We start from the raw sequence: 14,550 nt of genomic DNA, 5'->3' as shown, positions 1-14,550 counted from the left end.
CCGTAAGTGAGGAGGGTCACCCCGGCGTTTGCGCAGGTGAATGCAGGGCATCGGCGCTGCTGGAGCGGAACCATGTCCTCCGGCCCATCGGGTCGCAGGACACGGCGCACACGGGCAGATCCCGTCCCGCTCCACGGCCCGCCGGTCCGCCGGCGCGCGCCGTACTTGGTACGACCCGTGAGGTGTATGTGTCCACGCTCCAGGCCGAGCACGTCTACAAGGTGTTCGGGAGGTGTCCCGCCGACAGCGCTGCCGCCGTCCGCGCGCTCGAAAGCGGCGCCGGTCGCGACGAGTTGCGCGCCGACGGGACCACCGCTGCCGTGATCGACGCCTCCTTCGACGTCCGGCCCGGCCAGATCTTCGTCGTCATGGGTCTGTCGGGATCGGGCAAGTCCACTCTGCTGCGCATGCTGAACGGCCTGCTGGAACCCACCGCGGGACGCATCCTTTTCGGCGGCCAGGACCTCACCGCGCTGAGCGCGAGTGAGCTGCGCCACGTACGGTCCACGAAGATCTCCATGGTCTTCCAGCACTTCGCGCTGTTCCCGCACCGCAACGTGCTGGAGAACGCCGGCTACGGGCTCGAGGTGCAGGGCGTGCCCCGCCCCGAGCGCGAGCGGCGCGCCGCCGAGGCCCTTGCCCTGTGCGGACTGGAAGGCTGGGAGCAGTCCTGGCCCGACGAGCTCTCCGGCGGTATGCAGCAGCGGGTCGGCCTCGCCCGGGCCCTGGCCACCGACGCCGACCTCCTGCTGATGGACGAGTCCTTCAGCGCGCTGGACCCGCTGATCCGCCGCGACATGCAGGACCAGCTGCTGGAGCTCCAGAAGCGCCTGAAGAAGACCATCGTCTTCATCACCCACGACCTCAACGAGGCCATGCGCCTCGGCGACGGCATCGCCGTCATGCGCGACGGCCGCATCGTCCAGCAGGGCACCGCCGAGGACATCCTCACCCGTCCCGCGGACGACTACGTCGCCTCCTTCATCCAGGACGTGGACCGCTCCCGGGTCCTGACGGCCGACGCCGTCATGGACGATCCGGAGCCGGCCGCCGACGCCTGCGACTGCCCCACCGTCACCGCCGGGACCCCGCTCGCCGACCTGTGCGCCGTCAGCGCCCGCGTCCCGCACGCGGTCGCCGTCACCGGCGCGGACGGCTCCGTCATCGGCTCCGTACCCCAGGACCGCCTCATCGCGTTCATCGGCGACGAACAGCGGCCTCCGATGTACTGCGCGGAGGTGGCCGCCTGATGCCCCGCCTGCACCTCGGCGCCTGGGTCGACAGCGGAGTCGACTTCCTCCAGAGCCGTCTCTCCTGGCTGTTCGAGGCCATCAGCGCTCTCGTCACCGGCCTCTACGACGGCATCGACGCCGTCCTCTCCGCCCCCGCCCCGCTGCTGTTCGCGGGCATCCTGGCCGTCGCCGCCTGGTGGCTGCGCGGTCTGCTGGCCGGCCTGCTCGCCTTCGCGGGCTTCGCGCTGGTCGACTCCCTCGGCCTGTGGGAGGACGCCATGTCCACCCTGTCCCTGGTCCTGGTCGCCACCCTCGTCACCCTGGCGTTCGCGATCCCGCTCGGCATCTGGGCCTCCAGATCCGACCGGGTCAGCGCCCTCTTGCGGCCGGTCCTGGACTTCATGCAGACCATGCCGGCCATGGTCTACCTGATCCCCGGCATCATTTTCTTCGGGGTCGGCGTGGTGCCCGGCATCATCGCGACCATCATCTTCTCGCTGCCTCCGGGCGTGCGGATGACCGAGCTCGGCATCCGCCAGGTCGACGGGGAACTGGTCGAGGCCGCCGAGGCCTTCGGCACCGGCCCGCGCGACACCCTCCTACGCGTCCAGCTCCCGCTGGCCCTGCCCACCGTCATGGCGGGCATCAACCAGGTCATCATGCTGGGCCTGTCCATGGTCGTCATCGCCGGCATGGTCGGCGGCGGCGGACTCGGCGGCGCCGTCTACAAGGCCATAGGCAACGTCGACATCGGCCTCGGTTTCGAGGCGGGCGTCTCCATCGTCATCCTCGCCATGTACCTGGACCGGATGACCGGCGCGCTCGGCCGCCAGGTCTCCCCGATCGGCCGCCGTACGCTCGCCAAGGCGCGGGCCGCCGCGACGGGTGCCGCCAAGCTGTGGAACCACCGCCCCCAGCCCGCGTACGCGATCGGCGGCGCCGTGGTCCTGGCGCTCGTCGCGGGCGGCCTGAACACCTTCGGCGGCTCCGCAGCCGAGGAGGGCCCGGCCGGGGCCGCGAACATCGGCAAGGGCCGCACCCTCTCCGTCGGCTACATCCCGTGGGACGACGGCATCGCCTCCACCTTCCTGTGGAAGGAGCTCCTGGAGCGCCGCGGCTACAAGGTCGACGCCCGCCAGCTGGAGGCCGGAGCGCTGTACACCGGCCTGGCCGGCGGCCAGCTCGACTTCCAGACCGACGCCTGGCTGCCCGTCACCCACTCCAAGTACTGGGAGAAGTACGGGAACAAGCTGGAGGACCTCGGCTCCTGGTACAGCCCCACCTCGCTGGAGCTGTCCGTGCCCTCCTACGTGAAGGACGTGCGCTCGCTCGCCGACCTCAAGGGCAAGGCGGACCAGTTCAAGGGCCGGATCATCGGCATCGAGCCGAGCGCCGGCGAGATGTCGATCCTCAAGGACAAGGTCCTGAAGGAGTACGGCCTCGACGGCGAGTACAAGGTCGTCGACGGCTCCACGCCCGGCATGCTCGCCGAGCTGAAGCGGGCCTACGAGAAGAAGGAGCCCGTCGCGGTCGTGCTCTGGTCCCCGCACTGGGCGTACTCCTCCTACGAGCTGACCAAGCTCGAGGACCCCGAGGGAGCCTGGGGCAAGGGCGACGGTATCCACACCGTGGCCCGCAAGGGCTTCGCGGAGGACGAGCCGAAGGTCGCCGAGTGGCTGAAGTCCTTCAAGCTCACCGAGGAGCAGCTGACCGGCCTGGAAGCGAAGATCCAGGAGACCGGGAAGGGCAAGGAACAGCAGGCGGTCCGCGCCTGGCTGCAGGACCACCCCGAGATCGACCGGCTCGCGTAGGCCAAAGCCCGGGCCGCCTCTTCACGAAGGCGCCGCCGCGCGCAGGACCCGTACCGTCGTACGGTCCTGCGCGCGGCGGCGCCTTCCGTATGTGCGGCGCGGCTCAGCCGACCAGCACCCGGTCCGGGGTCCGCCGCGGGTCCGGGTCGGTGTCCCGCGTGCGGCGGCGCGGGCGCACCGGCCACCACATGGACCGGCCCAGGAGGGTGGCCAGCGCGGGCACCAGCACGATCGACAGGACGAACGCGGACAGCATGATCCCGAGGGCCGTCGCGAAACCGATCTGCTGGGTGGACGGGGCGGGAGTGACGGCCAGACTCCCGAAGGAGGCGGCCAGCACCAGGCCCGCCGTGGCGATGGCGGGTGCCGTATGGCGCACGGCGCGGCCCACCGCGGCGCGGGCCGGACCGGGCCGGGCCATCTCCTCCCGGATCCGGTCGCTCATCAGGATGTTGTAGTCGGTGCCCAGCGCGACCACGAACAGGAACAGCACGAGCGGCAGGGTGAAGTCCACCCCGGGCCGGTCCAGCGCGTGCTGGAACACCAGCGTCGATGCACCGAGGGTGGCGGCGAAGCCGAGCCCGACCGAGGCCAGCAGGATCACCGGTGCCAGCAGGCTGCGCAGCAGGGCGAGCAGGATCAGAGCGATGAGCGCCGCCGCCACCGGGAAGACCACCCGCAGGTCCTTGTCCACCGCCGTCGCGATGTCGGCGAAGACCGCCGCGGTGCCGCCCACGTACGCCTGCGTACCTTCGGGAGCCTGAGCCAGGGCCGTGGCCCGGACCGGACCCGTCACCAGGTCACGCGCCTCCTGCCGCTGCGGGTCGGAGGTGAGGAACAGATCGATCCGCGCCGCCCGCCGGTCCTCGCTGAGCACCGTGTCCGCGACCTGGCCCACCCCGCCGACCCCGGCGAGCGCCCTGGACAGCCCGCCGAGGCGTTCGGCGGTCAGGGCGGAGCCGTCGGAAGCGGTCACGAAGACGCTGGTCGGATCCGACACCCCGGCCGGCAGGGCGCGGGATATCTCGGCCGCGGTGGCCACGGCGGCGGTGCGCTCGCCGCCCCCACCGCCCTGCCCGTAGTCCATGCGCATCCCCACGACCCCGGCGGCCAGCGTGCCGAGCAGCGCCACCGAGGCCAGGACCAGCACGAACGGGCGGCGCGCCACCCGGTCGCCCATCCGCGCGGCGGACCCGGGCCGGGGCTCGCGCCTCAGGGCGCGGGAAGGCCAGAACATCTTGCGGCCGGTGACCGCCAGCAGGGCCGGCATCAGGGTCAGGCTGCCCAGCAGCATCACCAGCACGGACAGCGCGATGGCCGGTCCGAGGACCCGGAACTGGCCGAAGGAGGCGACCCCGAGCGTGGCGAAGGCGGCGACGATGGTCAGGGCCGCGGAGGTGATGGCCGTACCCACCCGGCCGGCGACGTGGGCGGCCGCTTCACGCCCGGACTGCTCGGGGTGTTCGCGCAGTTGCTCCCGGAAGCGGAAGAGAAGGAACAGGAAGTAGTCGATACCGATGCCCATCAGAACCACACTGATCAGGCTCGGTGTGGATTCGGACAGCCCGATCCCGGTCAGCAGCGCGGCGCCGACCACCGCGCCCGCCGCGGCGCCCCCGATGACGCTGACCGCGAGCAGGGGCAGCAGGGCCGCCAGGGCGCTGCGGAAGACGAGGACGTGCAACAGGAGGATGACCGCGAGCATCGCGATGCCGACGACCGTCGAACGGGTCTTCTCCGCGTCCGTCGTGTCCACCCGGTCGGCGATCCCGCCGGTGAAGCCGGTGCGCAGGCCGTCTTCCGCCAGCGCGTCCCGGGCCGACTCCCGGAAAGCCCGGTAGGTGTCCTGAACCCCGCGATCGGCGGGGTTCCCCGTCAGTTCGACGGACAGCAGCCGGAAGGAGCGGTCGGGCGCCGTCATGGCCGGGCTGACCCGGGGGACCTGAGAGTGGTCCTGTGCGAGCGGCATCGTCTCCTCGGTCCTCGGCATGACGATGCGCTTGCGGGACAACCGCTCGGCCTGCGCGTCGATGCGCTGCTCGTCGGAGGCGGTGAGCGGCGCCCCGTCCGACCGGGCCACCAGCACGGTCAGGAGGTTGGCGTCCGGCTTCGCCCCGAACCGCTCCTCGGCGATCTTCAGAGCGGCCGCCGAGTCGTACTGCGCGGGAAGGAACCCGGCGTTGCCGGTCTGGACGGCGCGGAAGACGAACGCCTGGCCCAGGACGGTCGCCGCCAATCCCAGGACCGCCCACAGGGCGATCACCTTCCAGGGACTTCTCGTCGAGAATCCGGTCAGGGCGCGGATCACATTTCCTCCGGTCTGTGCGGTGCCGGCCGGGGGTTCCCGGCCTGACCCCAGACCATCAGGGGGGAACGGGCGAAACGTCGGGTCGGGGGAGGATCCGCACCCCGGGACCAGGGTCCGGCCGTCCGCGCCGACCAGGACTCCGGTCCTGGTACGGGCCCCGACCGTGGTCGGGTGGCACGGGCGGCGCCCGGTGCCAGAATGGATCACCGGGGGACAGGACGGGCGGCATGGGGGTGGGCATGGGCGCGGGTACGCGTACGGGCACGGCGACGCATTCGGCTACGACTACGGCTACGACTGCGGCCGCGGGAGCGGACAGGGGCGGCGAGCGGGGGCCGTGGACGCGCAACGACGCGCTCGTGGCGATAGCGGCCGGAGCCACCGACCTCGTCGGCTTCTCCCTGGCAACCCTGACCGAGGGCGGGTCCCTCGGCGTCACCACGGCCGCCCTGCTGGTCGTCTCGGCGATGACCCTGCTCGCCCGGCGCGACCACCCCCTGCCGGTCCTCGGCGCCGTACTGGCCCTGGGCGCCCTGCTGAACGTGGCCGCACCGCTGTCCCCGCACTTCACCCTCAGCCTCACGGTCGCCCTCTACTCGGTGGCCAGGGTGAGCCGCCCCGCCGTGGTCGCGGTGACGGTGGTCGCGACGGTCCCGCTCGTCTCCGCGGGCCAGAGCGGCTGGCCGCTGCCCTACGGCTGGTGGGGTCTGGCCGGAAACGCGGTGGCCGCCCTCATCACCGTCACCGCGGCCGTGGTGGTCAACCGCCGGCAACGGGAGGCCGAGGCCCAGCGGACGCGGCTCGCCGACCGGGCGGTGGCCGAGGAGCGCCGCCGGATCGCGCGCGAACTGCACGACATCGTCGCCCACCACATCACCACCATGCAGCTGATGGCCGGCGGGGCACGGGCCAACCTGGCGTACGACCCCGAGGTGTCCCGGGAGGCGCTGGTCACCCTGGAGGACTCCGGGCGGATGGCGCTGCGCGAGATGCGCCAACTTCTCGACGTGCTACGGGCCGGGGAGGAACCGGAACAGACCCCGCCGGCGCCGCAGCCCGGGGCGGACGATCTCGGCCGGATCATCACCGAGTCCCGGCTGGCCGGAACGGAGACCGAGTTCACCGTCGACGGGCCGGTCCGCCCGCTCCCGCCGACCGTGGGCCTCACCGTCTTCCGGATCGTCCAGGAGGCCCTGACCAACACCCGCAAGCACGCGGGCAAGGCGCGGGCCCACGTACGGCTCACGTACCACGGGGACGAGGTGGGCGTGGAGGTGCGTGACGACGGAGCGGGAGCGCAGGCACCGCCCGCACGCCCCACGGCGCGCTCCGGGTACGGTCTGATCGGTATGCACGAGCGGGTCGCCCTGCAGGGCGGAACCCTGGAGGCCGCCGCCCTCGCCGGTGGCGGATTCCGGGTGGCGGCCCGGATCCCTCTCCCGGTCCAAGATCCCGCCTGAAGAGAGGAACCGCACGGATGATCCGAGTACTCATCGCCGACGACCAGCCGCTGGTCCGGCGCGGCCTGGCCCTGATCCTGGGCCCCGACCCGGAGTTCGAGGTCGTGGGAGAGGCCGAGGACGGAGCCCGGGCCGTGGCCCTCGCCCACGAGGTACGGCCCGACGTGGTCGTCATGGACATCCGGATGCCGGTCATGGACGGCGTCAAGGCCACCGGGGAACTCGCGCGCACGCTCCCCGAGACCCGCGTCCTGGCGCTCAGCACCTTCGACATGGACGAGTACGTGGTCGCCGCCCTGCGCGCCGGCGCGTACGGCTTCCTGCCCAAGGACATCTCCCCGGAGGAGCTGATCGCCGCGGTCCGCATCGTCCACACCGGCGAGGCGGCCGTCGCGCCGCGGCTGCTCAGCCGGCTCCTCTCCGCCTACGTACGGACCCCCGCGCGGCCGCGGTCGTGGGCGGCCGAGACCCCCCTCGAACTCACCCCGCGCGAGCTGGAGATCTGGCGGCTCCTGGCCACCGGCCGGGGCAACGCCGAGATCGCCGCGGACCTGGACATCAGCATCTCCACGGTCAAAAACCACATCACCGGCATCTTCGGCAAGCTGGGCGTCCGCGACCGGGCGCAAGCGGTGATCGCGGCGTACGAATCGGGCCTGGTGGAGGCCGGCAGCGCGAGCGGTTGATCACCAAGTGCCCCCAAGAGGACCGGATTCCTCCTGCTGACCGCACCTCTGACCAGCCAGAACACTGGACGATACGCCCATGCGCACACGGGCCCGTCCATGGCACAGTGCGATCAGCCCAACCGCACGACGAGGGAGCCTTCATGCGCGATCAGCACGCCACGCCGCTCACGGCCGCCCCCGAGTGCCTGCCGGACCCCCGCCCGCTGCCCTGCTGTCCGGTGTGCGCGGACGCACCGGAACGCATCTCCTGGCGCCAGCGCCCGGGGCGGCCGGTGATCCTGGTCTTCGACCCCTGCGGCCACCGCTGGTCCTCCCCGGCCCCACCGGTCCTGGCCGTCGACCCACCGCAGGCCTAGTCAAGGCCTGCCCCGCACTCCATCCAGGCCGTATCGCCGCCTGATGGATGCTCAAAGATGCGCGAGGGGAGTCGGCTTCGAGCACCATCTTTCACCGATGGCCGCCGGAGCGCTATCTTGCCGGGAGCATGCCAAGGAGCTGTGTCCGTGTCCCGGACCGCACGAGGAGCTGCCCCATGAGACTGCCCAGCATCCGCAGGAGCCAGGGTCGGCAAGGCCCGTCAGGGAACCGGGTCCACAGGGCGCGGCGGCGGCCCGGGCGGCGCACCCCGGCCGTCGCCCTGCTCGCCGCCGCCCTCGCCGTGGCGGGTCTGGCCGCCGCCGGACCGGTCGCCTTACCCGCCTCGGCCACCCCTGCCGCCCCCGCCGGAGCCACGGTGACGGCGGGCGACGTCACCGGTTTCACCCGGTCCGGGAACACCTTCACCGTCACGGCCTCCGGTGGAGCCAAGGCCCGCGTGGTGGTCGCCCGCGCCGACATCTTCCGCCTCTGGCTCTCACCCGACGGATCCTTCACCGACGACCCGGCCGGCACCGACCTCGCGCCCACCACCGACTTCGGTCCGGTGACCACGAGTTCCTCGGACGCGGGCGCCTACTACCGGATCACCACCGGATCCCTCTCCATCCGGGTCAACAAGAAGCCCCTCCAGTTCTCCGTCTACCGCGCCGACAACTCCACCCCCGTCTGGCAGGAGACCCGGCCCACCAGCTGGACCGGCAACCGGACCACCCAGTACCTGGCCCGCGGCGCCGACGAGCAGTTCTACGGCACCGGCCTGCGCCTGGGCGAGTGGGCGCTGCGCGGCAAGACCGTACCGATCGCCGTCGACAACAAGTGGCGCGAGAACGACAACGCCAGCCCCGCCCCCTTCTACATGTCCACCAACGGCTACGGCGTCATGCGCAACACCTGGGCCCCGGGCTCCTACGCCTTCGGCGCGCCCACCACCCTCACCCACGACGAGAAGCGCTTCGACGCCTGGTACTTCACCGGCGACTCCCTCAAGTCCGTGCTGGGCGCGTACACCGACGTCAGCGGGAAGCCGTTCATGGCGCCGATGTGGGGTTTCGAGCTCGGCAACGCCGACTGCTTCAACGCCTCCAACCCCGACTACCAGGGCGATCACGACCGGCTCCGCCACCAGACCACCCCCGACGTCGTCGGGTACGCCGCCGACGCCCGGGCCGCCGACATGCCCTCGGGCTGGTTCCTGCCGAACGACGGCTACGGCTGCGGCTACACCGCGCCCCTCAAGGCGACGGTGGACGCCCTCAAGGCCAAGGGCTTCCAGACGGGCCTGTGGACCTCCACCGGCCTCGGCTCCATCGCCGACGAGGTGGGCACGGCCGGCAGCCGGGGCGTGAAGACCGACGTGGCCTGGATCGGCAGCGGCTACAAATACGCCTTCGACGGCGTACGGCAGGCCGTGGACGGGATCGAGAAGTATTCCGACGCCCGCCGCTTCGTCTGGACCGTCGACGGCTGGGCGGGCACCCAGCGCAACGCCGTCGTCTGGACCGGCGACACGTACGGCACCTGGGAGGACATGCGCTGGCACGTCCCCGCCATCACCGGAGCGGGTCTCTCCGGGCTCAACTACGCGGCCGGCGACATCGACGGCATCTTCGGCGGCAGCCCGCAGACGTACACCCGGGACCTCCAGTGGAAGGCCTTCACCCCGGCCTTCATGACGATGTCCGGCTGGGGCGCGACCGGCCCGTCCGCCGGCTACCAGGACAAGCAGCCCTGGCGGTTCGCCGAGCCGTACCTGTCCGTCAACCGCAAGTACCTGCAGCTCAAGATGCGGTTGATGCCGTACCTGTACACGATGAGCCGCGTCGCCCACGAGAGCGGCGTACCCAGCACCCGCGCCATGGTCCTGGAGTACCCCGACGACCCGGTGGCCCGCGGCAACCTCACCAGCGGCCAGTTCATGGCCGGTGACTCCCTCCTCGTCGCGCCCGTCGTCTCCGACACCTCGGTCCGCGACGGCATCTACCTCCCCGCCGGGACCTGGACCGACTACTGGACGGGCCGCACGTACGCGGGCCCGGGGTGGCTGAACGGCTACCAGGCACCGCTCGACACCCTGCCGCTCTTCGCCAAGGGCGGCGCCGTCGTACCCATGTGGCCGCAGATGAACCACAGCGGCGAGAAGCCGGTCTCCACCCTCACCTACGACATCCACCCGCGCGGCACCTCCTCCTTCAGCCTCTACGAGGACGACGGCCGCACCCGCGCGTACCGGTCCGGCGCCTACGCCCGCCAGCGGGTCGACGTCACCGCCCCGACGGCCGGCTCCGGCACGGTCACCGTCTCCGTGGGCGCCCCCACCGGCGACTACACCGGGAAACCGGCCTCCCGCGGCTACGAGTTCACCCTGCACGTGGCCACCGCACCCGCCACCGTCACCCTGGACGGGAGCCCCGTTCCGGGCCTGGCCTCCAAGGCCGCCTACGACTCCGCCGCGTCCGGCTGGTACTTCGACCCGGCGGACCGCTCCGGAATCCTGTGGATCAAGTCGCCCGGCACGGCACGCGCGTTCAGCGTCTCGGCCACCGGCACCAGCGTCCCCGCGGCGGCCGCCCTGCCCTCGTCCGCCCCGATCGACCGGTCGGCCTGGACCCTGGTCCACGCCGACAGCCAGGAGACCGCCGCCGAGAACGGCGCGGCCGTGCGCGCCTTCGACGGGAATCCGGCGACCCTGTGGCACTCGGCCTGGTCCTCGGCGAAGCCCGCCCCGCTCCCGCACGAGATCCAGATCGACCTCGGTGCCCGCTACGCGGTGGACGGCCTCGGCTACCTGCCCCGCCAGGACGGCGGCGTCAACGGCCGGATCGGCGGCTACGAGGTCTACCTCTCCGACACCACCGCCGACTGGGGGCCACCCGTGGCGAGCGGTACCTTCGCCGACACCGCGGCCGCCAAGACCGCGGCCCTCGCCCCGAAGAGCGGCCGCTACCTCCGCCTGAAAGCACTGACCGAGGCGGGCGGCCGCGGCCCCTGGACCAGCGCCGCCGAGATCACCCTCACCGGCCGCCCCGCCCCCTGACCCCTCAACCCTCCAGGTCGCCGAGCACGGCCCGGCACTCCCGCCGGGCCGGCTCGCTCAGCAGTCCGCGCAACCGCGTGAACAGAGCGAGGAGTTCGCCGCCCCACGCCGCGCGGAAGGCGGGATCGATCCGCGCAAGGTCGAGCTCGTTGGCCGCCGACAGCTCGGCGAGGTCCCGCCGGAGTGCCAGGGCGGGGGAGTGCACGCGGCCGCTGAACCGGTCCCGGAAGGCCGCCTCCCCGCAGGCGAGCGTCGGATACGAAGCCGCGCGGTCGCAGGCGGCGTACCCGTACACGATCGCCTCGGCCTCGTCGCCGATCACCGCGGCCAGTTCGGCCCGCCGGGCGAGCGGCAGCAGGGCGGTGGGGAAACCGTCCGTGCCGTAGAACGCGTGGCACAGGCCCGCCCGCCGGAGCGCGGGCCGCGCCCCCCAGGACGCGAGCAGTCCCTGTACGCGCTCGAGGTGTGCGAGGAGGGTCCCGCCCGGGTGGGCGATCTCCTGCGCACCGAGCTCCCGCAGCCATGCGACGGCGTGATCCGACACCGGCGTGTCCCTCCGGTCGACGTGGACGGGCAGAACGGGTCGACACCCGGCCCCGCCCGCGCCTGGGTTCCGGACCCCGTGGCGCAGGCAGGGACGGGTTGCCGCCCAGGCCCTGCATTGATCGTGATCCCATCCAAAACCCAAGTCAATCCTCCGATTTACTCTCCACATCCAAGCGATACCTTGGGTCTCATGACTCTCGATGATCTTCGTGTGTTCGTGGCCGTCTGCCGCGCCGGCAGCCTCAGTGCCGTGGCCCGCGACCTCGGCTGCACCCAGTCGGCCGTCAGCCAGCACGTCCGCCGCCTCGAAAAGCAGACCGGCACGAGCCTCCTGGAGCGCCACGCCCGCGGCGTCGTACCCACCGAGGCCGGCCGCATCCTCCAGGCGGCCGCCGCCGACGGCATCGCCGGACTCGACGGCGCCCTGCGCCGCGTGGACGACCTCGTCCGGGGCGGCGGCGGCACGGTCCGCGTCACCACCGGCGCGACGACCGTGCGGCACTTCATGTCCGAGGCCGTCGTCACCTTCCGCCGCCGCCACCCCGAGGTGAGCCTGGAGTTCCAGACCGAGAACTCCAGCCGCAGCTGCTTCGACGCCCTCGCCGCCGACGACCTCGACCTCGCCTGGATCACCATCGGCGGCCCGGTCCGCGGCATCGAGCTGCGCCCCGTCATGGAACTGCCCTGGGTGCTCGCCGTCGGCGCGGACGACCCCCTCGCCGCCCGTGCCCGCATCGACCCCGCCGACCTCGCCGGCATCCGCCACATCCGGCTGCCCGAGAACTCCGCCTCCCGCGCCCACCTCGACGCCGCCTTCGCCGAATCCGGCATCCGGGTCAGCTCCGACACCAGCGTGGCCGACTGGGACACCGCCCTGCTGCTCGCCGAACTAGGCCTCGGACACGCCGTCGTGCCCGCGCTGCCCGGCTGGCAGGTCCCCGGCTCCGGCGGCCCGCTGCGCCTCGTGCCGATCCCCGCCCTGCCGCCGCTCGCGGTCGGCTGGGCCGTCCGCCGCTGGGCCGCCCTCGCCCCGCCCGCCCTGGTCTTCGCCGACGAGGTCGCCCGCAGCTGCCGGGCGCGCGCCGCCGGGCAGCAGTGACGCCGCCACCAGTCCTACGGCCGTCAGCACGGCCAGCGCCACCAGCGGCGAGCCGTGCGGACCGGCGCTCGCGGCGACCGCGATCCCGAGGACAGGGCCGACGTTCATCGCCGTCTGCTTGAGCCCCCCGACGACCCCGGCGTACCCGGCCGGGGCCTCGCCGACCACGGCCCCGGTGGCCGTGACCATGACGGTGGTGAACCCGGCGCCGAGCACCCCGAAGGCCACCGCGGACGCGGAGTCCAGCCCGGCGATCCCGGCGACGACCAGCCCCGTACCGGCCAGCGCGGTCCTGCGCGCACCGAACCGGCGCAGTGCCAGGCCCGCCACCGGCGCCCCCGCCACCATCAGCGCCGTCAGCGGCAGCACCCGTACACCGGTGGCGAGCGGGTCCAGCCCCTCGACGTCCTGGAGGTGGAACGTGGCCGTGAACAGTGCCCCGAACATGCCCGCGGAGACGATCAGCAGCAGCCCCATCGAAGCCGTCACTGCCCTGGACCGGGCCACCGCGCGCGGTACGAACGGCTGCGCGGCCCGCCGCTCACGGCGTACGAACAGGGCCGCGAGCCCGGCGGCGGCCCCGAAGCCGATGACGGTGGGCGCGGCGGTCCACCCGTACCCGGGCACGCCGACCAGCGCGTGCACGAACACCGCGAGGGAGGCGGCGAGCAGGGCGGCGCCCGTGAGCGCCGGCCGGCCGCCCTCCGTCCGCGGCGGCGCGGGAGCCCGTACGGCGAGCGTCAGCGCGGCGATCACCAGGGCCACCGGCACATTGATCACGAACACCGCGCGCCAGTCCCAGCGCGCGACCAGCACGCCGCCGAGCAGCGGACCGGCCGCGGCGGCCAGTCCGATCGCGCTGGTCCGCACGGCGACCGGAGCGGCGAGCCGGTCGGGCGGGTAGGCGAGCCGCAGCAGCGCCAGCGTCGCCGGCTGCAGCAGCGCGCCGAACACGCCCTGCGCGGCACGCAGCGCGATCACCCAGCCCACGCCAGGCGCGAACACGATGCCGGCCGAGGCCGCGGCGAAGCCGAGGACGCCGACGAGGAGCAGCCGCGGGTGCCCGTACCGGTCACCGAGGCGCCCGGCCACGACCAGGAACGCGGCCACGGCCAGCAGATAGGCGGTACTGGTCCACTGGACCTGCGCCACGCTCGCCCCGAGGTCGCGCCGAAGACTCGGCTGCGCCACGGTCAGTACGGTGCCGTCCAGCGCGACGAGCATGGCTCCCGCGACGCTGACGAGCAGTGATGTCCGCTGCCTCATACGGGCTCCGGACCGAGGTGCGCGTCGACGGCGGCGCCGACGAGCCGTTCGACGCCGTCGGCCGGCGCGCCGCCGAGGACCAGGGGCAGGCTGCCCCAGCGCCACAACTGCGCCACGCCGTGCAGGTTGGCCCACAACGCGGCGGCGGTGACGGAGGGTTCGGCCACCCCGCACCGGCGAACGAGCGTCACGAGGAGATCGAACATCGGGAGGGTCGACTCCCGCAGCCGCGGCCCCTCGGAGGGGCCCTGGCCCGTACTGTCCAGCAGGTCGTGCCGGAACAACAGCGCGAACATCCCCGCGTGCTCCAGCGCGTAGCCGACGTACGCGCACCCGATCGTCCGCACCCGCTGCCGCGGGGACAGCTCAGGCGCACCGGCCGTCGCCGCGATGCGCGCCCCGAGATCCTCGAACCCGCGCCGGGCGATGGCCGACAGCAGGGACTGGTGGGTGGGGAAGTGCCGGCGCGGCGCCCCGTGCGAGACACCCGCCCGGCGGGCGATCTCCCGCAGCCCGACAGCACCGGCGCCCTCGCTCATGACGAGTTCCACACCTACGTCGATCAGCCGCTCCCGGAGCGGTCTCTCCTGGTCCATGATCACTGTCTATCAGGATGCGTAGACAGTGTCTACTCACTCCTCCGTGCAGTCGGCGTCGTTCATCGGCGAGGCCTGTCGGCGCGGCGAGGGGCGGGAGTTGGGGGACGGCTGGCCCGGAGGGATGTGTC

At 72.8% G+C, this 14,550-nt stretch carries 10 protein-coding genes and 1 pseudogene; 7 read left to right on the top strand and 4 right to left on the bottom strand.

Features of this window, described 5'->3' with window-relative positions; translation table 11 throughout:
• Positions 1-188 precede the first annotated feature (188 nt).
• Together ACZ573_RS08570 and ACZ573_RS08565 are read left to right on the top strand one after the other, a co-directional pair.
• Positions 189-1,250, top strand: coding sequence for a quaternary amine ABC transporter ATP-binding protein (locus ACZ573_RS08570; protein ID WP_471300933.1), 1,062 nt, complete (start codon positions 189-191; stop codon positions 1,248-1,250).
• Positions 1,250-3,043 (top strand): ABC transporter permease/substrate binding protein, encoded by a 1,794-nt coding sequence (locus tag ACZ573_RS08565; protein WP_471300930.1) that lies wholly within the window; start codon positions 1,250-1,252, stop codon positions 3,041-3,043. Before ACZ573_RS08570 ends, ACZ573_RS08565 begins: the two co-directional genes overlap by 1 nt.
• 103 nt (positions 3,044-3,146) lie before the next feature.
• Here ACZ573_RS08565 and ACZ573_RS08560 read toward each other — a convergent pair whose 3' ends face one another.
• Entirely contained in the window at positions 3,147-5,351 is a 2,205-nt protein-coding gene (locus tag ACZ573_RS08560) for an MMPL family transporter (protein ID WP_471300927.1), read from the bottom strand.
• Between the two features lie 359 nt (positions 5,352-5,710).
• Between ACZ573_RS08560 and ACZ573_RS08555 the strand changes: the two genes are divergently transcribed.
• The 4 genes from ACZ573_RS08555 to ACZ573_RS08540 all read left to right on the top strand — a co-directional run bounded on the left by ACZ573_RS08555 (position 5,711) and on the right by ACZ573_RS08540 (position 10,912).
• Positions 5,711-6,811, top strand: a complete 1,101-nt coding sequence (locus tag ACZ573_RS08555; RefSeq protein ID WP_471300924.1) for a sensor histidine kinase — start codon at positions 5,711-5,713, stop codon at positions 6,809-6,811.
• A 17-nt stretch (positions 6,812-6,828) separates the two neighbouring features.
• Positions 6,829-7,497, top strand: coding sequence for a response regulator (locus tag ACZ573_RS08550; protein WP_471300921.1), 669 nt, complete (start codon positions 6,829-6,831; stop codon positions 7,495-7,497).
• 143 nt (positions 7,498-7,640) lie between these two features.
• The gene (locus ACZ573_RS08545) at positions 7,641-7,856 is read left to right on the top strand and encodes a hypothetical protein (RefSeq protein WP_471300918.1); all 216 of its coding nucleotides are present in this window, start codon (positions 7,641-7,643) and stop codon (positions 7,854-7,856) included.
• 176 nt (positions 7,857-8,032) lie between these two features.
• Positions 8,033-10,912 (top strand): TIM-barrel domain-containing protein, encoded by a 2,880-nt coding sequence (locus tag ACZ573_RS08540; protein ID WP_471300915.1) that lies wholly within the window; start codon positions 8,033-8,035, stop codon positions 10,910-10,912.
• Between the two features lie 4 nt (positions 10,913-10,916).
• Here ACZ573_RS08540 and ACZ573_RS08535 read toward each other — a convergent pair whose 3' ends face one another.
• Positions 10,917-11,456 carry a DUF6817 domain-containing protein gene (locus tag ACZ573_RS08535; RefSeq protein WP_471300912.1) on the bottom strand — a complete coding sequence of 180 codons (540 nt, stop codon included), beginning with the start codon at positions 11,454-11,456 and terminating at the stop codon, positions 10,917-10,919.
• Between the two features lie 192 nt (positions 11,457-11,648).
• On the opposite strand from ACZ573_RS08535, the gene ACZ573_RS08530 reads away from it, so the two are divergent.
• A complete protein-coding gene (locus ACZ573_RS08530; protein ID WP_471300909.1) occupies positions 11,649-12,557 on the top strand; it encodes a LysR family transcriptional regulator in 909 nt (302 codons plus the stop codon).
• Here the strand turns inward: ACZ573_RS08530 and ACZ573_RS08525 are convergent.
• Positions 12,525-13,823, bottom strand: a pseudogene (locus ACZ573_RS08525) (MFS transporter); the annotation flags it as partial. The gene ACZ573_RS08530 and the pseudogene ACZ573_RS08525 overlap by 33 nt on opposite strands.
• Positions 13,820-14,419, bottom strand: a complete 600-nt coding sequence (locus ACZ573_RS08520; protein WP_471300904.1) for a TetR/AcrR family transcriptional regulator — start codon at positions 14,417-14,419, stop codon at positions 13,820-13,822. The pseudogene ACZ573_RS08525 and the gene ACZ573_RS08520, both read right to left, overlap by 4 nt.
• Positions 14,420-14,550: the final 131 nt, after the last annotated feature.

The organism is Streptomyces sp. NPDC040545 (assembly GCF_055595065.1).
The sequence above is the reverse complement of the archived record's forward strand: the minus strand, read 5'-3'. Positions and strand labels throughout refer to the sequence as shown.

Coding starts and splice junctions, on each gene's coding strand:
- ACZ573_RS08540 (WP_471300915.1), top strand. CDS start 8,033: ATGAGACTGCCCAGCATCCGCAGGAGCCAGGGTCGGCAAGGCCCGTCA.
- ACZ573_RS08530 (WP_471300909.1), top strand. CDS start 11,649: ATGACTCTCGATGATCTTCGTGTGTTCGTGGCCGTCTGCCGCGCCGGC.
- ACZ573_RS08550 (WP_471300921.1), top strand. CDS start 6,829: ATGATCCGAGTACTCATCGCCGACGACCAGCCGCTGGTCCGGCGCGGC.
- ACZ573_RS08545 (WP_471300918.1), top strand. CDS start 7,641: ATGCGCGATCAGCACGCCACGCCGCTCACGGCCGCCCCCGAGTGCCTG.
- ACZ573_RS08565 (WP_471300930.1), top strand. CDS start 1,250: ATGCCCCGCCTGCACCTCGGCGCCTGGGTCGACAGCGGAGTCGACTTC.
- ACZ573_RS08520 (WP_471300904.1), bottom strand. CDS start 14,419: ATGGACCAGGAGAGACCGCTCCGGGAGCGGCTGATCGACGTAGGTGTG.